Origin of the sequence: Casimicrobium huifangae, from assembly GCF_009746125.1 — a bacterium.
In the GTDB taxonomy this organism is placed as follows: Bacteria; Pseudomonadota; Gammaproteobacteria; order Burkholderiales; family Casimicrobiaceae; genus Casimicrobium; species Casimicrobium huifangae.
In genome coordinates, this window is record NZ_CP041352.1 from 2,435,701 (window position 1) to 2,454,460 (window position 18,760).

Genomic DNA, 18,760 nt, shown 5'->3' on the forward strand with positions numbered 1-18,760 from the left:
CTAACCCTTTGTGAGTATGGTCGGCGTAGCGGGATTCGAACTCGCGACCCCTTGCACCCCATGCAAGTGCGCTACCAGGCTGCGCTATACGCCGAGCCGTTGATTGTAGCAGTGCAGCATGAGCGCTCTGCTGCGAATAGGTGAGTGTTGCGTGATAGCTGGCCCGCAGTGCATTGCATCGGCACGCATGTGCACGCGTGCATATGTCGTGCACGTGTGTGTGAGGAGGACTAGCTGGGCTGCTTCGGGTCGAGCAACGCCGCGATTTCAAGCAGCTCTTGTCGCAAGTCGGTGCCATCAACGTGGCTGAGCACGGTGCGGCCGGTGGTGGCGACAGCGGTCACGTTGCGCCGCCGCGTCGCGGGCTGGGCGCCATTGGCCTCTTCGTCCAGTCGGCCACGGGCGCCGATGATGGTGAAGCCTTCGCCGTAGAGCAGCTCGCGGATGCGGCGCACCAGCAGCACTTCATGGTGCTGGTAATAGCGGCGGTTGCCACGGCGCTTGACCGGGCGCAGTTGGGTGAACTCCTGCTCCCAGTAGCGCAGCACGTGCGGTTTGACCAGGCAAAGCTCACTCACTTCGCCGATGGTGAAGTAGCGTTTCGCCGGAATCGGCGGCAGTTCAGCCAGCGACGGGCTCTCGCTCGGCATGAGCGGCGTCCACCTGCGCCTTGAGTTTGTTGCTGGCGTGGAAGGTCACGACGCGGCGCGCCGTGATCGGGATTTCCTCGCCGGTTTTCGGGTTGCGACCAGGGCGCTGCGATTTTTCGCGCAGATTGAAGATGCCGAAGCCGGAGAGCTTGACGTCTTCGCCACGCTCCAGGGCTTCGCGCACTTCTTCAAAGAAGTAGTCGACCATGTCCTTCGCTTCGCGCTTGTTCAAGCCCAGTCGCTCGAACAGGACATCCGCTAGCTCCGCTTTGGTAACCGATTCAGGCATTACTACTGTCTATGCACTAGGCGCGCAATGCGGCGCCATGTTGTTGTTGAACATTGTCGAGCATCCGCTGGCATGCTCCCTCGATCTCGTTATCTGCCAACGTACGTTCAGTATCTTGCATAAGTACCCGAATTGCAACGCTTTTTTTGCCTTCTGGCAGACCGGCGCCGCGGTACACGTCAAACACTTCCACCGCGCGCACAAACGCCGGCGCGGCCTCGCGCAAGCTGGCTGTGAGAGCGTCGGAATTAACGGAATTTGCAACCACCAGCGCCATGTCGCGGCGCACCAGCGGCTGCTTCGAGACCGGCACATGCACCGGCATGGGGCACTGTTGCAGCGCCGCCACATCCAGCTCGAACACCACCGGTGCCGAGCTGAGCTCGAACTTGGTCAGATGCTTCGGGTGCAGTTCGCCGATCCAGCCGATGGTCGCCCCTCCCTGCGCGATTTGCGCCGAGCGGCCAGGGTGCAGCAACGGATGCTCACCAGCAGCAAAGGTCACGTCAGCCGGCAACAACGCCATCAAATCCGCCTTTACGTCAAAAAAGTCCACTGCACGCTTGGCACTGGCCCACTGCTCGGTCACTGCGCCGCCCCAGGCTGCACCGGCGAGCCGCAGTGGCTGGGCGATCCCGGCCACAGCCAGCTCGCCATCGGTGACGCTCTTGTCGCGCAGGAACACCTTGCCCAGCTCAAAGACGCGAACCCGATCCGCCTTGTGACTGGCGTTGTATTGAATGTTCGCCAGCAAACCGGGGATCAGCGAGGTGCGCATCACCGCCATCTGGCTGGCGATCGGGTTCAGCAGCTTGATCGGGTTACCGTTGCCGAGCAGCTCGCGCTCCCAGCTTTCATCGACGAAGCTGTAGTTGATGGCCTCGAAGTAATCCGCTGCAGCAATCGCGGCGCGCAGCTCGTGCAGGCTGCGTGTGCTTTCGCGCTTGGCGTGCATCGCGGCGCGCGCGACCGGCGGCAGCGCCGGGATGTTGTCAAAGCCATAGATGCGGGCGATCTCCTCGATCAGATCCTCTTCGATCTCGATGTCGAAGCGGTAGCTGGGCGGGGTGACGATGATGGCCTCATCCGTGCCGCCGGTCGATTCCACAACAGAGCGCCGGTGCGGCAGGCCCAACCGCGTGAAAATGCCGCTCATTTCGTCGGCAGAAACCGGCACGCCGATGACCTTCTGCGCACGTGCAATGCGCATCGTGACCGGCTTGCGGGTGGGCACGTTGACCGTCTGATCGTCAAGCGGACCGGCCTCGCCGCCGCAGATTTCCAGGATCAGCGCGCAGATGCGATCCAGGTGCGCCGGGATCGTCTCCCAGTCCACGCCACGCTCAAAGCGGTGCCCGGCGTCGGTGGAGAAGTTGTAGCGGCGGCCGCGGCCCTGAATGGCGAGCGGGTGCCAGAACGCGGCTTCGACGTAGACGTTCTGCGTGTCGAGCGACACGGCCGTGCTGTCACCGCCCATGATGCCGGCGAGCGATTCAACCGCGTGGTCGTCGGCGATGACACCGACTTTGTCGTAGAGCTCGACGGTGTTGCCATTGAGCAGCTTGAGCGTTTCGCCCGCCTTGCCCCAGCGCACTTCGAGCCCGCCATGCACCTTGTCGAGATCGAACACGTGCGTCGGGCGACCGAGTTCCAGCATCACGTAGTTGGAAATGTCGACCAGCGCTGTGATCGAGCGTTGACCGGATTTCTCCAGCCGTTCCCGCATCCACGCCGGGGTGGAGGCCTTGGCGTTGACGCCGCGCACCACGCGGCCAGCGAAACGGCCGCACAGATCAGGCGCCAGCACCTTTACAGGCAGCACATCGGCCAGCGTTGCCTTCACCTCGCCAGTGGGCGCCGGCGCGAGAGGCGCGCCGGTGATGGCGTGCACTTCGCGCGCGACCCCATAGACCGACAGGCAGTCCGCCTTGTTCGGCGTCAGCTTGATCAGGAATTTGCTGTCGTTGAGCGAAAGGTATTCGCGGATGTCGGCGCCGATCGGCGCGTCGGCCGCCAGCTCCAGCAGACCGGCATGATCAGTGGAGATACCCAGCTCACGGGCGCTGCAGAGCATGCCGTTGGACTCGACACCGCGCATCTTGACCGGCTTGATCAGGAATGGCTTGCCATCCTCACCAGGCGGCAACTCGGCGCCGACCAGTGCGCAGGGGATTTTGATGCCAGCCCGGGCATTCGGCGCACCACAGACGATCTGCAGCGGTGTTGCAGCGTGCGCCCCTACGTTGACCGTACACAGCGACAGCTTGTCCGCGTTCGGATGCTTCTCGCGGGTGACGATCTCGCCGACGACGATCTTGGTGAACGGCGGCGCAGCGGGCGTCACCTCCTCCACCTCCAGCCCGGCCATCGTGAGCGCGTGGGCGAGTTCGTCCGTCGTCATGGACGGGTTGCAGAAGCTGCGGAGCCAGGATTCGGAGAATTGCATAAATTCAAGGACGAAAGACGAATGACGAATGACGAAAGAACGTGAGCGGGAACGCTAACCAATGTCGTCATTCGTCATTGGTCATTCGTCCTGCGCCAGTGGCGCTAGGCAAACTGCTTCAAAAAGCGCAGATCGCCCTCGAAGAACAGGCGCAGATCGCCAATGCCGTAGCGCAACATCGTGAGACGCTCGAGCCCGGAGCCAAAGGCGAAGCCGATGTAGCGCTCGGGGTCGAGACCGAAGTTGCGCACCACGCTCGGATGCACCTGGCCGGAACCGGAAATCTCCAGCCACTTGCCTTTCAGCGGGCCGCTTTCGAACTTCATGTCGATCTCGGCGGATGGCTCGGTGAACGGGAAGTAGCTCGGGCGGAAGCGCACCTGCAGGTCGTCGCTCTCGAAGAAGCGACGCAGGAAGTCGGTATAGACGCCCTTCAGGTCGGCGAACGAGATGTTCTCGTCAATCCAGAGTCCCTCGACCTGATGGAACATCGGCGAGTGGGTGGCGTCGGAGTCGACGCGATAGGTGCGCCCCGGCGCGATGACCTTGATCGGTTTGCCCTTCGTGGTCACGTCGCTCGCGTGCATCCGCGCGTAACGTACCTGCATCGGCGAGGTGTGGGTGCGCAGCAGCAGCGGCAGGCCGTCGGTGCCGTTCATGTCGACGTAGAACGTGTCCTGCATCGAGCGCGCCGGGTGGTTCGGCGGGTTGTTCAGCGCCGTGAAGTTGAACCAGTCGGCCTCAATCTCGGGGCCATCGGCGACGTCGAAACCGATCGAGCCAAAAATCTCCTCAACGCGCTGCCAGGTACGGATCACCGGGTGAATACCGCCCTGCCCCTTGCCACGACCGGGCAGGGTGACGTCGATGGACTCCGCCGCGAGTTTGGCGTTGAGCGCATCGGCAGCGAGCGCGTCGCGCCGGGCTCGCAACGCAGCCTCGATAGCGTCCTTGGTGCGGTTGATCTCGGCGCCACGGGTCTTCTTTTCCTCCGGCGACAGGGTGGCCATGCCCTTCAGCAGGTCGGTGACGGCGCCGGTCTTGCCAAGGTACTTCGCCTTGGCGTTCTCCAGCGACGGTGCGTCGGCACAGGCAGCGAAGTCGGCACTGGCGGAGGCGATGATTTGTTCGAGGGATTGCGTCATGTCATCACGGTCCAGAAAAAACAAAAGGGAGGCGGTGCCTCCCTTTTGTGGGTTGCTCGAGAGCGGTCGGTAAGGGAGGCCTAGGCCTTCTTGACGCGCTCCACGAGCGCGGTAAACGCCGGCGCGTCAAAGACGGCCATGTCGGCGAGTACCTTGCGGTCGATCTCGATGGCCGCCTTTTTCAGGGCGCCCATGAAGGTCGAGTACTTCATGCCGGCTTCGCGGGCTGCGGCGTTGATACGCGCAATCCACAGGGCACGGAAATCGCGCTTCTTGTTGCGGCGATCGCGATAGGCATATTGCCCGGCGCGCATCACCGCCTGCTTGGCAACGCGATAGACGTTATTGCGACGACCGCGATAGCCTTTGGCCAGCGCGATAATTTTCTTGTGACGGGCGCGGGCGGTTACACCACGTTTTACGCGAGGCATCTTTCAGTCCTCCTTATGCGTAGGGCAACATGGCCTTGACACGGCCGACGTCGCTCTCATGGATGGTAACGACACCACGCAGCTGACGCTTGTTCTTCGTCGTGCGCTTGGTCAGGATATGGCGCTTGGTTGCGTGGCCACGCTTGACGCTGCCGCTCTTGCGGACTTTCAGCCGCTTGGAGGCGGCCTTTTTGGTCTTCATTTTGGGCATGATTGCCAACTACTTTCTTGTGACCGGACGATAAAGCCCGGCTTCACGAACCTACAGAGGCGTTGCAGCACTACGCTGCAATCTTGGGGGCCCCAGCGGGTTTCGTCGATGGCGCTTTCGCGCCATCTGCTGCAGCAGGAGCCGAGGCCCCTGCTGCAGGTTTTGCCGGTGCCGCCGCTTTCGCGGGCGCCACCTGCTTTTTCTTCGGTGCCAGCATCATCACCATGAGCCGGCCTTCCATCCGCGGAAACTGCTCAACCACGCAGATTTCCTCGGTGTCCGCCTTGATTCGGTCGAGTTGTCGTACGCCAAACTCCTGATGCGCCATTTCACGACCGCGGAAGCGCAAGGTGATTTTGACCTTGTCGCCCTCGGCAATGAACTCATGGATCTTGCGCATCTTGATCTGATAGTCATGCTCGTCGGTCTGCGGACGCAGCTTGATCTCCTTGATCTCGATCTGCTTCTGCTTGGACTTCGCTTCCTGCAGGCGCTTGGACTCCTGAAACTTGAATTTGCCGTAATCCATGATGCGGCAAACCGGTGGTTGCGCCGTCGGGGCGATTTCAACCAGATCAAGCTCAGCGTCCTCGGCCATCGCCATTGCTTCGCGCAATGATTTAATGCCGGCCTGCTCACCGTCTTTGTCTATCAGTCGAACCTCGGGAGCGGTGATCTCTCGATTGATTCGGGTGTCTTTATCGGCTATGTGACAACTCCAGCACTAAATAGTCTTGTGCATTCCCGGTCTGTTTTGGGAAACGGCCAGTTCAATGAACTTTTCGACGGGCATCACGCCCAAGTCCTGATTGCCGCGCCCGCGAACCGCGACTGCGCCTTGTTCGGCCTCTTTGCCGCCCACCACAGCGATGTACGGGAGCTTTTGAAGGCTTAACTCGCGGATTTTATAGGATATTTTGTCCGCCCTCAAGTCCGCCTCGGCCCGGATGCCAGCGGCCTTGAGCCGATTTACAACGGTTTCGGCGTATTCGTTCTGATCCGAGGTGATCGACGCAACCGCAATTTGCCGCGGCGCCAGCCACAGCGGCAGGGCGCCAGCGTAGTTCTCGATCAGGATGCCGATAAAGCGCTCCAGCGAGCCCACGATGGCGCGGTGCAGCATGATCGGCGTCTTGCGCGAGTTGTCCTCGGCCACGTACTCGGCCCCCAGTCGGGCCGGCATATTGGGGTCGACCTGCATGGTGCCGCACTGCCAGACGCGGCCCAGCGCGTCCTTGAGCGAATACTCGATCTTGGGGCCATAAAAGGCGCCCTCGCCCTTCAGCTCTTCCCACGGCGCGCCGGCCGCGTCCAGCGCGTCCATCAGGGCCTTTTCGGCCTTGTCCCAGCTTTCTTCCGACCCGATGCGCTTTTCCGGGCGCGTCGAGATCTTGTAGATGATGTCGGTGAAGCCGAAATCGGCGTACACCTTCTGCAGCAGGCGCGTGAAGGCGAGGCACTCGGCCTGGATCTGGTCTTCCATCACGAAGATGTGACCATCGTCCTGCGTGAACCCGCGTACCCGCATGATGCCGTGCAGCGAGCCCGACGACTCATTACGATGGCAGGAGCCGAACTCGCCGTAGCGCAGCGGCAGCTCCTTGTACGAATGCAGGCCCGCGTTGTAGATCTGAAGGTGACCCGGACAGTTCATGGGCTTGACGGCGTACGTCCGCTTCTCGGACTCCGTCGTGAACATGTTGTCCTTGTAGTTCTCCCAATGGCCTGACTTTTCCCACAACGTGCGGTCGAGGATCTGCGGCCCCTTCACTTCCTGATAGCCGTTGTTCTCGTAGACCTTGCGCATGTACTGCTCGACGACCTGCCAGATGCGCCAGCCGTTGGGATGCCAGAACACCATGCCCGGCGCCTCGTCTTGCACGTGAAACAGGTCGAGCAGCTTGCCGATCTTCCTGTGATCGCGCTTCTCGGCCTCTTCCAGCCGGAACAGATAGGCGTCGAGGTCTTCCTTCTTCGCCCAAGCCGTGCCGTAGACGCGCGTCAGCATCTCGTTGCGATGATCGCCACGCCAGTAGGCGCCGGCCACCTTCATCAGCTTGAAGTGCTTCAGGCGTCCCGTCGACGGTACGTGCGGTCCGCGGCAGAGATCCGTGAACGCGCCTTCGGAATAGAGCGACACGTCCTCGTTGGCCGGAATGCTCGCAATGATCTCGGCCTTGTACGCCTCGCCGATGCCCTTGAAGTAGGCGACGGCCTCGTCGCGCGGCAGCACCTTGCGCAGGACCTTCTCGTCCTTTTTGGCCAGTTCGGCCATCTTGGCCTCGATCTTCTCGAGGTCTTCCAGCGTGAAGGGGCGTTTGTACGAAAAGTCGTAATAGAAACCGTCGTCGATGACCGGGCCGATCGTGACCTGGGCTTCGGGATACAGCTCCTTGACCGCGTACGCCAGCAGGTGCGCCGTCGAGTGGCGGATCACGTCGACGCCATCAGCGTCCTTTTCGGTGACGATTGCCAGTTGTGCGTCTTTGTCGATGACGAAGGATGTATCGACCAGCTTGCCATCGACCTTGCCGGCCAGTGCCGCCTTGGCGAGGCCGGCGCCGATGCTGGCGGCGACTTCAGCGACGCTGACCGGTTTGTCAAACGGCCGCTTCGAACCGTCGGGGAGTTGTACTTGAATCATGAATTTTCAGTCGTTGAAAACAAAAAAGCAGCCGAAGCTGCTTTTCCAATAGTCACTGTAGACACGTCGAAACGACGCAGAAAGCCCTAGCCCCGGCGGTGATGAAACCTTCCAAAAGTGCTAGTTCGCGGCATTCTTCGGCATCCCTTATGAACAACGTGGCGGACGAATCTGGTAGAGACAATTGGATTCGAACCAACGACCCCCACCATGTCAAGGTGGTGCTCTAACCAACTGAGCTATGTCTCTGTGAGTCATAAATTATAGCGCAGATTTCATCACACAGTACGGGCACGGAAATCGACCGCGTCCCTTGACGTTGCGACTGGCTTGTACCGGAGTGTTCAGTCAATTGCGGTAAGACTCAGCCACCGCATCCAAGTACGTCGAATCGACACTTCGGCGCTATCGGTTTACTCCTGCGCGATCCTTCGGCAGAATTACCTTACGGCGTAAATATTGGTCGGCCCCGAGCGGCTTGGCTGACACGTCCGCGACAAAGGGCAGCAAAGGACAGCGCATGACCCACGACGACTTCTGGAGGCACATCGAAGGCCTCATCCACGCAGGCGCGCATGCCAACAAGCCGGAGCCCTACCGCAAGCGTCTCGCTGCCCTGCTGGACAGTTTCGACGCGCATCAAGTCGCCTGGTTCCTGCACCATGTGAACTATCGCCTGAGCCGGCTTCGTACGCGCGGACACTGGCTCGCGGCGACGCTCGCGCACGCCGGCGCCTGTGACGACGAAGACTTCGCCGCCTTCCGCTCGTGGGTGATCGCGCACGGGCGCGATGCCTTCGATCAGGTGCTGGCCAACCCCGATCGCGCCGCGTCGCTTGGCATTCCGCTGGACCGGAACGGAGACCCGAAGCCGGCGCTCAATGCCCTGGCGTGGACGCCCGGCAAGATTTTCGACAAGAAAACTCGCAGCGACGCCGACACCCAATCCGCGATCTGGAAGACGATCGCCGCCGACGAGAGTACGCGGCATGAAGAAGACTTTCACATCGGCTGGAGCTACTGGGAACCGGTGGCACCCGGCGAGCTGGAGCGCGACTTCCCCGCGCTATGGGCGGCGTTCGGCGCACGTTACCGTGACCATTTGGCCAGTAGCGACTACGACGATCCGCTCGCCGGTTTCGTCAGGTCAGCCGAGGTGAAGGGGCTGGGCCAGGTAAACATCGGCGACACGCTGGTCAGCCGCCATGATGGCACCAGCTTCGTCGTGCTCGGCATCAGCGACACGGCGGCAATATTCGGCGACGATGAGTATCTCGGCGGGGATGACTTCCGCTACATCGCACGAGTTCAGGAGGAAGACGGCGAGATCCACAGCAATCAGGGGCTCTCGGGACGCCATCAGCGCCGACCGGACGATCCGGATACCGGACCGCCGGAAGAGGACGACGACGGCGACATGGGCAGCGGCGTCAGTGACGAAAGCATGGAGCTGGATGACGCGATCCAGGCGCGCGTGAAGGCTGCGTTGGGCGACGACGTGCGCGTGATCTACGAGGCGTATGACTATGATGATGAGGACTTGCCGGTCGACAACCTCGATCAGCGGGCCCACAAAGGCAAGATACGCTTCGTCGCCGAGGACCCGAACGATGGCGAGACATTCGAAAGCGAGACTCTGGAGAACCCGACGTGGCTGGATGTGGCGCGCGTCGCCAACCAGATGCTGATCGCGCTCAACGATCACCATCACGTCTACCTGGAGGGTTTCGACATCGTCAAGCGCCCGAAAGGCGAAGCGGCGATTGCTGAGTTCTCAATGGGATCCTGACCGTTTCGGGCGGTTCGACGGTGGCGGGCACGAGCAACCAAAAAAGTTATCAACTTTTTCGTGAAGCGACCGTTTCGCAGGGCCTGAAAGATGATTCCGCTAATAGTCGACTTTTGGCAGAAAGCGCGCGAAGCCCTCAATCAGCCGTCTTTGCAGCGAAAAGCCAATCGGAAAAAAGGTCACCCGAATGTCCCAGGCGGCTGCATCCGCCGCCCCTAGTGCGCGTTCGGAAAATCCACCGGAAACGGCAGGCTGGCAAACTCGATGCCCTCCTCGCGCAACGCTTCGGCCGTCTCACGGTCGGTGCGACCACGAATGCCGCGATGCTCCTTCTCACCGTAATGCATGGCGCGCGCTTCCTCGGCAAACCGCTCACCGACGTACTCGGTGTTGTCGCGCACCTGCTGGGCGAACCCGGCAATCGCTTCCTTCAGCTTCCCGTAGTCGATTTCGCCATCAGGCTGAGTGGCTGCCTCAACTGCCTCGCGCTTTGTCTCCGGCGCAGCGCCAACATTGATGCGCGGGGCATGCAGTTTGCGCTCGACCTGCTTTGACGCGCACACCGGACACTCGACGAGACCGCGGTCACGCTGATTCTCGAAGTCAGCGGGCGACGAAAACCAGCCTTCAAAGGGGTGCTGGTTTTCGCAGGCGAGGTTGTAGACGATCACGATGGCAGGCCGAAAAAAAGCGATGCAGCGGCGGTGCTGACAATCCGGTTTTAGCTCAAGTCAGTAACGAACCTGACCATTGCGATCCAGTACGGTCAGTTCGACAAACTTCGAGGCACCGTGGTCATCCGGTCCGAAGGACACCGGAAACCCGCCCAGATTGGCATCACGCATGCTCTCGATCGCACGGATCAGCGCCTCGCGCGAGGTGTCCCCACCGCGTTTGAGTGCCTCTACCATGATGCGGGCGGCGATGAAGCCTTCAAGGCTGGTGTACGACAATTCCGCGCCTTTGGCCTTGATCAGGCGCTGATATTCCATGACCCACGGGTATTTTTCGCTGGCTGGCGATGGCACTACCTGCGAAATCATGACGCCGCTGCCAATCGGACCGAGCGCCTTCGCCAGCGCCTTGGTACCAACGAAAGACACATTGGCGTAGCGCGTCAGCAAGCCGCGCGCCTTGGTCTGTTTGATGAATTCGGCGCAGGAGCCATAGGTGCTGACCATCACGATGGCCTCCGGCTTGGCGGCGAGCATGCGCTCGACGGCAGCGCTGACATCGTTGCTGTTGCGCTCAACAGTTGCCTTGGCGAACACATTCATGCGCCGCGAAGCCAGCGCCTTCTCGACACCAGCCAATCCGGCCTGACCGTAGGCGTCGTTCTGATGGAACACGGCGATCCTGGTCAGCCCCTCGGCAACCAGTTGTTTGACGATCAGCTCGGTCTCGTCGAAATAGCTGGCCCGGACGTTAAACACGTAACGGTTGAACGGTGCGCGCAGCAACTCTGCGCCGGTAAACGCGCCGAAGAACGGCACCTTGGCGTTGGTCGCGAGCGGAATCGACGCCGCGCTGGTCGGCGTGCCGACGTAGCCAAACAGCGCATGCACATCCTCGTCAATCAGCCGCCGGGTGTTCGCCTCGGCACGGCTGGGCTCGTAGCCATCATCCAGCGTCTTCAGCACGATCTTGCGTCCGCGAATGCCGCCAGCGGCGTTGATCGACTCGAAGTACATCTGCGCGCCAAGCTGCATTTCGCGACCCAGCTCGGCCGCAGGACCGCTCAACGCGACCGACTGGCCGAGCACGATGTCCTGTGCAGCTGCGCTCGAGGGCAACGCAATCAGCGACAGCGCCGCCGTGATGACGGCCGCAGGCTTTTGCCAGTGTGTGATTCGCAGACCGACAGCGCCGAGATGTCGGGCCAGAGCGCGAATGCGCCTGAACGCGGGACCGGACGGCCCCGAGGAGGGATTACTCATTTGCTATAACTTTTTATGAATTGCCAACCTCAACTGCCACCGGCTTGAGGTACTCGCGCAATCAAAAGAAAGTGCAGCGGTTCAAATCTCGGCAGCAGCCACCAGTAATGACAATAACATAGCCACCATTAGCGCATGTTTATTTCACGACGGAATAAAAAAACAACCTGAAGCCACACCAGCGCGGCGGCCAGGGCGAATCGCTGAATGAATCCTGGCGATGCGGCGTACCGCAGTTCGAAGTGCAACGCGAGGTGGAGGGACCAGCCATCGGCACAACGATGGCGAGCACTTCAGCAATGCAAAGCGCTCAACGCTCGCACAAAACCAGCCTCCGACGCGCGCTGGAGGCTGGACGCGCGGAACTAGTAACGAACCTCGCCGTTCTTGTTCAGCACAGTCATCTCGACAAACTTCGAGGCGTTGTGGTTGTCGGCGGCGAAGGCTGCGATAAAGCCGCCCAGATCAACGCGAAGGCCCTCCAGCGCCTTGACCAGTGCCTCGCGCGACGCATCGCCGCCCCGGCGCAACGCCTCGACCAGCACTTTGGCCGCGATGTAGCCCTCGAGACTGGTGTACGACATATCAGCAGCCCCTGCGGCTTTCATCGCCTTCTGGTACTCGGCGATGATCGGAAACTTGTTGGCGGTTGGCGGCGGCATGACTTGCGAAATCATCACGCCATCCGCAGCCGGTCCCAACGCCTTGGCCAGCGCACGGGTACCGACGAAGCTCACGTTGACAAACTGGGCGACCAACTGCTTGGCCTTGGCCTGTTTGATGAATTCGGCACAGGACGAGTAGGCGCTGATCATGATCACCACCTCCGGCTTCGCGGCCAGCATGGTCGCAAGGGCAGCCGCGACGTCAGTGGAGTTGCGCTCGACGGTGGCCTTCGCCGCGACTTGCAGATTGCGCCTGGTCAGCGCGCGCTCAACTCCGGCCAGCCCCGCCTGACCGTAAGAGTCGTTCTGATAGAAAACAGCGATTTTGGTGATCCCGCCCTGCGTCATCTGGCGGACGATAGCCTCGGTCTCGTCGAAGTAACTGGCGCGCACGTTGAAGACGTAACGGTTGGGCGGGTTGCGCAGCAGCTCGGCGCCGGTAAACGCCCCGAAGAACGGCACTTTGGCCTTGGTCGCCACCGGGATCGAAGCGGCGCTGGTCGGTGTGCCAACGTAACCAAACAGCGCAAGCACCTCGCCGTCGTCCACGAACTGTTTGGTGTTCGCCTCGGCGCGCGGTGGTTCATAACCGTCATCCAGCGTCTTCAGGACAATTTTCTTGCCACGGATGCCGCCCGCCGCGTTGATGGCATCAAAGTACACCTTGGCGCCGAGCTGCATCTCCTTGCCCAGTTCCTGCGCCGGACCGGTGAGCGCGGCAGATTGACCGAGCACAATGTCCTGCGCAAAAGAGGCTAGCGGAGCGGCCGTAGCAATAATCGACGCCGTCGCGAATGCCAGCAGATTGCGGTACTTCAATTGATTTCCTCCGCTCGCAGGCAAGCGCCTGACCTCAAACGTTCATGAATTCCGGGAAGCCCCGACGATAGCAGGGTTTAGAACACAAGTCATGACGTTGTGATTTATGCGGCGCATCGCGCGATCCGCTGCGGCATGAGCACAACAGCGGCGGCAACGCAGCCGCGAGCGGTAGAAATTTGCGTGATTGCGCGCCCGCGCGCCGTCAGGCAACAAGTGGCGGCGCAGACCTCTCTTCCCGCGCGGCGGCGGATGGCGACTACACGGTCAGACGCGCCTCGTCGGGCGGGAACGCAAGGTGAACTTCCTCGCCCACCGGTAGCGCCAGTTTTTCGTGCGGCAGAAACACGAAGAGCTCGCCTGCAGATGTGTCTGCAACCACCTCAACACCCTTGCCGATGAAGGAAGACTTGCGGATTACTGCCGACAGCGAAGGCTGTGCCGCAGCGTCTTTGGTGATCGTAAACACGTCGGGCCGCAATGCCACGGTAGCGGCACCGACGGCAGCTGCTGCACCGGCGTCGGCAGCCATCTCAAAGCGCGCGTCACCCAGTTCGATGGAGGCCCGGCCGTTGGCCACGGTGGTTACCGTCGCGGGCAGCACATTCGCCTCGGACAGGAAATCGGCCACGAACGAAGTACGCGGTGCGAAGAACAGCTGGCCCGGCGTCCCCATTTCGGTGATCACACCCTTGCCCATCACGATGATCTGGTCGGACACCGCCATCGCCTCTTCGCGGTCGTGAGTCACATACACGCAGGTGAGCTTGAGGCGTTGCTGCAACTCGCGGATTTCCTCGCGTACGTGCCGTCGCAGCTTGGTGTCGAGGTTGGAGAGCGGTTCGTCAAACAGCAGCACCGCCGGCTCCAATACCAGCGCGCGGGCAATGGCGACGCGCTGCTGCTGGCCGCCCGAGAGCTCCGACGGCAGGCGGCGCTCGAAACCGGTCAGGCCGAGCAGCTTGATGGCCTCGTTGGCGCGGGCCTCAGCATCCGGTTTTTTCATCTTCTGCACGGTGAGGCCGTAGCAGACGTTCTCCATCACGCTCATGTGCGGAAACAGCGCATAGCTCTGGAACACCAGCGACACGTTGCGCTGCGCCGCAGATTGCGAAGTCACGTCCTTGCCGCCCAGCAGGATCTGGCCACCGGTCGGCAACTCAAGCCCGGCAATCATGCGCAGGATGGTCGTCTTGCCGCAACCAGACGGCCCCAGCATGGTCACCAGATCGCCGTCCTCAACGCGGAACGACACGCCTTTGACGGCCGGCTCGCCGGTGCCGTAGTCCTTGATCACGTTGATGAACTCAAGGGTGCCTTTGGTGGCCGGTGGCAGCGCGATTTTTTCGTTGTTTGCAGTCATGATCTATTCCGGAATTCGACAGGTTCTGATCGGTGCAGGAGCGCTATCCGCCCACCGCGACGGGCGCGATAGGCGCGCCGGGATGGGCTGCCGTGCGGCGCCCGAGTTTGCGTGAGCCCACGACCCACTGCACCAGCATGATGGCGGTCACCATGATCAGGATCAGCACCGCACAGTACGCAATCGCCACCCCGTAGTCACCGTTCACGACGCGACCGATGATGTAGGTGGTCGCCACTTCGGTATCGCCCGAGACCAGGAACACGATGGCGCTGACCGTGGTCATCGAGCGCACGAAGCCGTAGATCAGTGCCCCGATCACCGCTGGTTTGAGCAGCGGCATCAGGACACGTTTGAAGGTCGTCGCTCCGTTCGCTCCTAGCGTGGTACTCGCCTCGTCCAGTGACTTGTCGAGTTGCGACAGCGCTGCGATGCCGCCACGCACACCCACTGGCAGATTGCGGAACACAAAGCAAAGCACAATGATCAGACCGGTCCCGGTGATCTCGATCGGCGGTACGTTAAAGGCGAAGATGTAGGCAACGCCGATCACCGTGCCGGGGATCGCAAACGAAAGCAGTGTCAGGAACTCGAAGGCGCGCTGCCCCTTGAACGTGGTGCGTGCAATCAGGTAAGCCGACAGGATGCCGATGATCGCCGTAATCGGCGCCGCCGCCAGCGAGAACTGCAGGGTGTTGATCAGCGAGTGCCACGCCGCGCCGGTGAACAGCCAGCCATTCGGCCCATGATCGATCGAGAAGGCCTTCACGAAGTGATCCAGCGTGAACGTGTGGTCGCGGCCCCAGACCTTGACGAAGGCGCCGAAAATGCTCATGCCATAGAGCACCACCGTCAGTGCCAGCCACGGCACGCCAACGCCAATCGCCGTGCGCCGCACGCCGTCCGGCAACGGGCTCGGCAGGCCAGTGTCGCCCTTGCCGGACACCGTCACGAAACTCTTCCTCGCCGTCGCCTTGCGTTGCAGCCAGAAGGCGAACAGCGCAAAGGCCAGCAGGATCATTGAGTACACCGCCGCTTTGCCCTGATCGAGTTGCGCACCCACAATGGCAAAGTAGATCTCGGTCGCCATCACGCCGAAATTGCCGCCGAGCACCACCGGATTGCCGAAATCGGCAATGGATTCGATGAAACCCACCAGGAAGGCGTTGGCGAGACCCGGCGCCATCAGTGGCAGCGTCACGGTGCGGAAAGTCTGCCAGCGTGATGCGTGCAGCGACTGGCTTGCCTCCTCCAGCGTCGGGCTGACGCCTTCGACAACACCGATCAGCACCAGAAAGGCCACCGGTGTAAACGCGAACAACTGCGCCAGCAATACGCCGGGCAGGCCGTAGATCCAGCGCGTCTGCGGAATATTGAAAGCCCACTCGAGGAACTGGTTGACAACCCCCGAGCGGCCGAACAGCATGATCAGCGACAACCCCACCACGAACGGCGGTGTGATGATCGGCAGCACGGTCAGCAGGCGCAGCACTTTTTTGCCGCGGAAGTTGGAGCGGGTCACGATCAGCGCCAGCATCAGACCGAGGAAGGTCGTGCCCGCCGCACAAAGCAGCGCCAGCCAGAGCGTGTTCCACGCGACCCCGCAGCCGCTGCCGCCCCACAGGCACGCCAATGTCAGATTCCAGAGCTTTGGCTGGTCAAATCGCTCCCAGAGTGCAGCCAGCGACAGTGCGCGATCCTGGTCGACGAAGCCTTCGTAGAGGACGCGCGCCACCGGGAAGAACACAAACATCACCACCAGTACCACGATGCAGAGCAACGCCGATGCCACAAAGCGATCGCCACGGAAATAGCCCATCGAGGCAATGCCATCGGCGCAGATCAGCACGAAGCCGAACGCGACCAGCAGCGCACCGGCGCCCATGCCGAATTGCCCCCCGGCAATCGGCGGGAACAACGCCGACAACAGTTCGAAACCGTAGCCGCGCGGTCCGATGGCAAAGCCCTGCGCGATCACGTAGAGCCCACCGGCGGCGCCGACGATCATCAGTGCCCGCGCCCACGAGCGCAGCGCGCCCTCCGCCGCCGTGGCCGCGTTCACTGGACGCGCGTAGAGGCCCACTGTCGCCAGCAGCAGTGCCGGCAGGGCGATCAGCCAGACCTTGCCGTAGCTGGCGATCTGCCAGAGTGCAGGCGACTGATCCTTGCTGCCGAAGTGACGCAACCACTTGAACGCGAAAAAGCTGTCCTGCAGTGCGTACCACGGCACGAGCGTCAGCCCCGCTGCAACCAGCAGCAAGGCGATGATGCGGTAACCCGTCATTAAATATTCCCCCGTTCCGAATCAAAACTAGTCTATCTGTATTTCCGTGCGTGTGAGGCACGGTCGTCCACTACGCCATGTGATGCGTGTCTCGCTCATCTGCTCTGCATGCGCAGGGCCGTCTCGAGCCGGACAGCGCGTTGCACCACTTCCTGATGCCGCTCGCCCCGGCGGTCAAGCGAGAGCGCAGGGTCGCGATCAATCTGGGTGCGCGCGTTGAACATCTCGATATCGGCAATCAACAGCAATTGCCGGTTGGACGACGCGCGAAACCGCTTCAAATTATTGATCTTGACCAGATTGTTCTGTTCAACTTCGGTCGCGCCGTAGCGGACAAAAAAGTCGCGCAGGCGCTGCTTCTGCGAGTCCGGCAACGACAGGCGCCACAGCAGTGGACTTTCCGGAATTTCCGCCGATTGCCAGAGTACGCGCAGCTGGGCATGCTCGTCGGGGAAGCGCTTTTGCATGGCGGCCAGCTCGGAATCATTGCAGACACCAGCGTCCACCTCACGACGGGCCACGCGCAACGCGTTTTCGAGGTGATTGCCGGACACCGTTCGCGCGAAGAGTTGCTCCGGTATCACCTTGTTGCGGGCAAACACGTAATAGTTGGGCACCACATAGCCAGACGTTGACTTCGGATCGCCCATTGCAAAGCTGAGGCGGCGTTTGCGTTCGAGCAATTCATCGAGCGTCTTGAGCGGGCTGTCCCGATGCGTCACGATGACTGACCGGTAGCCGGTACCGCCGTCCCAGCGGACCATTGACGCAAACACTTCCGCAGCGCCGGCTTCCACCACCTCCAATGCAGGTGCATTGCCCAGCCATGCGATGTCTGCCCGGCGTTGCAGCATATCGTCGACCACATCACGCTGCGACTTGCCAACGCGCAGCTCAACCGGCTGCTCCATGACGCGCGAGAGATCCCGGAGAAACGGTGTCCAGTCCTCCACCGTGCGCTCAACGCCTCGCGGCGCTATCAGCGACACCACCAGCGGTGTCTTGCCGGCATACCGCGCGCTGCCCTCAATCAGCGTTGCGCTGCTCGCCACGCTCACGCCGGGCTGCGAGCCGGACAGCAATGCCATCAACACGGTCAGTGCCAAACGTTGCCAGCGGTCGGCCAGCCCGTAGCGCGCGCGCTTCGCGTCGCCAAACGGCCAATTGGCACATCGGCACGCAGCCTGATTCCCAGTCCAGCCCATACCTCCTCCTTCTCTTCTCGACTGACTGGTTCACGTTGTAGTCGCCGTAGTAATTGGTAGGATTTTCATGTAGCTTAAATACATTCCAACGCTGTCAGCGTTGCGGCGACGACACAGCACAACACGCGACCAGTCGCATCCAGCGACGTCGTGGCGCACGTTGTCCGCCGTCCGCATCCATCAGAAATTTCGGAGCGGCGGCGCACCGTGGGTTCCGCCGCAGTGTTAAGCTGCCCGCAAAAATTCGCCGACACTACGCATGCTGCATTCGCATCCGGTTTTCGACGCTCTCCTCAGCGGCACCAAAGCGCTTTCAGTCGCGCTCGGCTTCCGTGATCAGGCAACGCAGCAACACGCGGACCGGGTGGTCGGTCTGTCACAGGCACTTGGACACGCATGCCAGTTGACGCTGGCGGAGCTGAGTCTGTTGCGCGTCGCCGCCACATTTCATGACGTCGGCAAGATCGGCATTCCCGATCGCATCCTGCACAAGCCCGGCCGGCTCGACAGCGACGAGCGCCAGCAGATGCAATTGCACTCCGAATTCGGCGAGCGCATCGTCGCCGCCAGCGAGCTCGATGGCGCCGACAGCGCCGCGCGAATCATTCGTCATCATCATGAGCACTTCGACGGACGCGGCTATCCGGATGGCATCGCTGGCGAATCGATTCCAATCTGCTCGCGCATCATCAGTGTCTGCGACAGCTACGACGCGATGGGCGCTGCGCGCACTTACCAGAACACGCGCAGCCACCGCGACATCATGGCGATTCTCGCGGAAGAAAGCGGCAGCAAGCATGATCCGGCGGTCGTTCGCGCGTTCAGCGAGCTGATTGGCAGTAACCCATACCGCATCGCTTGAACCACACCACCATGCCAATG

The 18,760-nt window shown here is 61.6% G+C and carries 16 protein-coding genes and 2 tRNA genes; 2 read left to right on the plus strand and 16 right to left on the minus strand.

What is annotated here, in order from left to right; translation table 11 throughout:
• Positions 1–17 precede the first annotated feature (17 nt).
• The 10 genes from FKL89_RS11020 to FKL89_RS11065 form a co-directional block, all read right to left on the minus strand.
• Positions 18–94: transfer RNA gene (locus FKL89_RS11020), tRNA-Pro, on the minus strand.
• A gap of 136 nt (positions 95–230) precedes the next feature.
• Positions 231–650, minus strand: a complete 420-nt coding sequence (locus tag FKL89_RS11025) for a MerR family transcriptional regulator (protein ID WP_156862800.1) — start codon at positions 648–650, stop codon at positions 231–233.
• Positions 622–939: an integration host factor subunit alpha gene (locus FKL89_RS11030; protein WP_156862801.1), complete on the minus strand. Its 318-nt coding sequence runs from the start codon at positions 937–939 to the stop codon at positions 622–624. The genes FKL89_RS11025 and FKL89_RS11030 overlap by 29 nt, the downstream gene beginning before the upstream one ends.
• Before the next feature lie 16 nt (positions 940–955).
• On the minus strand, positions 956–3,385 hold the full coding sequence (pheT, locus tag FKL89_RS11035; RefSeq protein ID WP_156862802.1) for a phenylalanine--tRNA ligase subunit beta: 2,430 nt from the start codon (positions 3,383–3,385) through the stop codon (positions 956–958).
• A 104-nt stretch (positions 3,386–3,489) separates the two neighbouring features.
• Complete coding sequence (pheS, locus tag FKL89_RS11040) at positions 3,490–4,530, minus strand: phenylalanine--tRNA ligase subunit alpha (RefSeq protein WP_156862803.1); 1,041 nt, start codon at positions 4,528–4,530, stop codon at positions 3,490–3,492.
• A gap of 80 nt (positions 4,531–4,610) precedes the next feature.
• The gene (gene rplT, locus FKL89_RS11045; RefSeq protein WP_156862804.1) at positions 4,611–4,961 is read right to left on the minus strand and encodes a 50S ribosomal protein L20; all 351 of its coding nucleotides are present in this window, start codon (positions 4,959–4,961) and stop codon (positions 4,611–4,613) included.
• Positions 4,962–4,974: 13 nt separating this feature from the next.
• Complete coding sequence (rpmI, locus tag FKL89_RS11050) at positions 4,975–5,172, minus strand: 50S ribosomal protein L35 (RefSeq protein ID WP_156862805.1); 198 nt, start codon at positions 5,170–5,172, stop codon at positions 4,975–4,977.
• 70 nt (positions 5,173–5,242) lie between these two features.
• A complete protein-coding gene (gene infC / locus FKL89_RS11055) occupies positions 5,243–5,881 on the minus strand; it encodes a translation initiation factor IF-3 (protein WP_156862806.1) in 639 nt (212 codons plus the stop codon).
• A gap of 15 nt (positions 5,882–5,896) precedes the next feature.
• Positions 5,897–7,816, minus strand: coding sequence for a threonine--tRNA ligase (gene thrS / locus FKL89_RS11060; RefSeq protein ID WP_156862807.1), 1,920 nt, complete (start codon positions 7,814–7,816; stop codon positions 5,897–5,899).
• 172 nt (positions 7,817–7,988) lie between these two features.
• Positions 7,989–8,065 (minus strand) — tRNA-Val (locus tag FKL89_RS11065).
• Between the two features lie 271 nt (positions 8,066–8,336).
• Between FKL89_RS11065 and FKL89_RS11070 the strand changes: the two genes are divergently transcribed.
• Positions 8,337–9,605, plus strand: a complete 1,269-nt coding sequence (locus tag FKL89_RS11070) for a DUF4240 domain-containing protein (RefSeq protein ID WP_156862808.1) — start codon at positions 8,337–8,339, stop codon at positions 9,603–9,605.
• A gap of 215 nt (positions 9,606–9,820) precedes the next feature.
• Here the strand turns inward: FKL89_RS11070 and FKL89_RS11075 are convergent, their stop codons facing one another.
• The 6 genes from FKL89_RS11075 to phnD form a co-directional block, all read right to left on the minus strand.
• Positions 9,821–10,276, minus strand: coding sequence for a DUF1178 family protein (locus tag FKL89_RS11075; protein ID WP_156862809.1), 456 nt, complete (start codon positions 10,274–10,276; stop codon positions 9,821–9,823).
• A 60-nt stretch (positions 10,277–10,336) separates the two neighbouring features.
• A complete protein-coding gene (locus FKL89_RS11080) occupies positions 10,337–11,542 on the minus strand; it encodes an ABC transporter substrate-binding protein (protein WP_156862810.1) in 1,206 nt (401 codons plus the stop codon).
• A gap of 365 nt (positions 11,543–11,907) precedes the next feature.
• A complete protein-coding gene (locus FKL89_RS11085; protein ID WP_156862811.1) occupies positions 11,908–13,026 on the minus strand; it encodes an ABC transporter substrate-binding protein in 1,119 nt (372 codons plus the stop codon).
• A gap of 259 nt (positions 13,027–13,285) precedes the next feature.
• A complete protein-coding gene (locus tag FKL89_RS11090) occupies positions 13,286–14,389 on the minus strand; it encodes an ABC transporter ATP-binding protein (protein WP_156862812.1) in 1,104 nt (367 codons plus the stop codon).
• 43 nt (positions 14,390–14,432) lie between these two features.
• On the minus strand, positions 14,433–16,673 hold the full coding sequence (locus FKL89_RS11095) for an ABC transporter permease (protein ID WP_156862813.1): 2,241 nt from the start codon (positions 16,671–16,673) through the stop codon (positions 14,433–14,435).
• Positions 16,674–16,768: 95 nt separating this feature from the next.
• Positions 16,769–17,878 carry a phosphate/phosphite/phosphonate ABC transporter substrate-binding protein gene (gene phnD / locus FKL89_RS11100; RefSeq protein ID WP_156862814.1) on the minus strand — a complete coding sequence of 370 codons (1,110 nt, stop codon included), beginning with the start codon at positions 17,876–17,878 and terminating at the stop codon, positions 16,769–16,771.
• Positions 17,879–18,137: 259 nt separating this feature from the next.
• Here phnD and FKL89_RS11105 point away from each other — a divergent pair, with 259 nt between their 5' ends.
• Complete coding sequence (locus FKL89_RS11105; protein ID WP_156862815.1) at positions 18,138–18,740, plus strand: HD-GYP domain-containing protein; 603 nt, start codon at positions 18,138–18,140, stop codon at positions 18,738–18,740.
• Positions 18,741–18,760 lie beyond the last annotated feature (20 nt).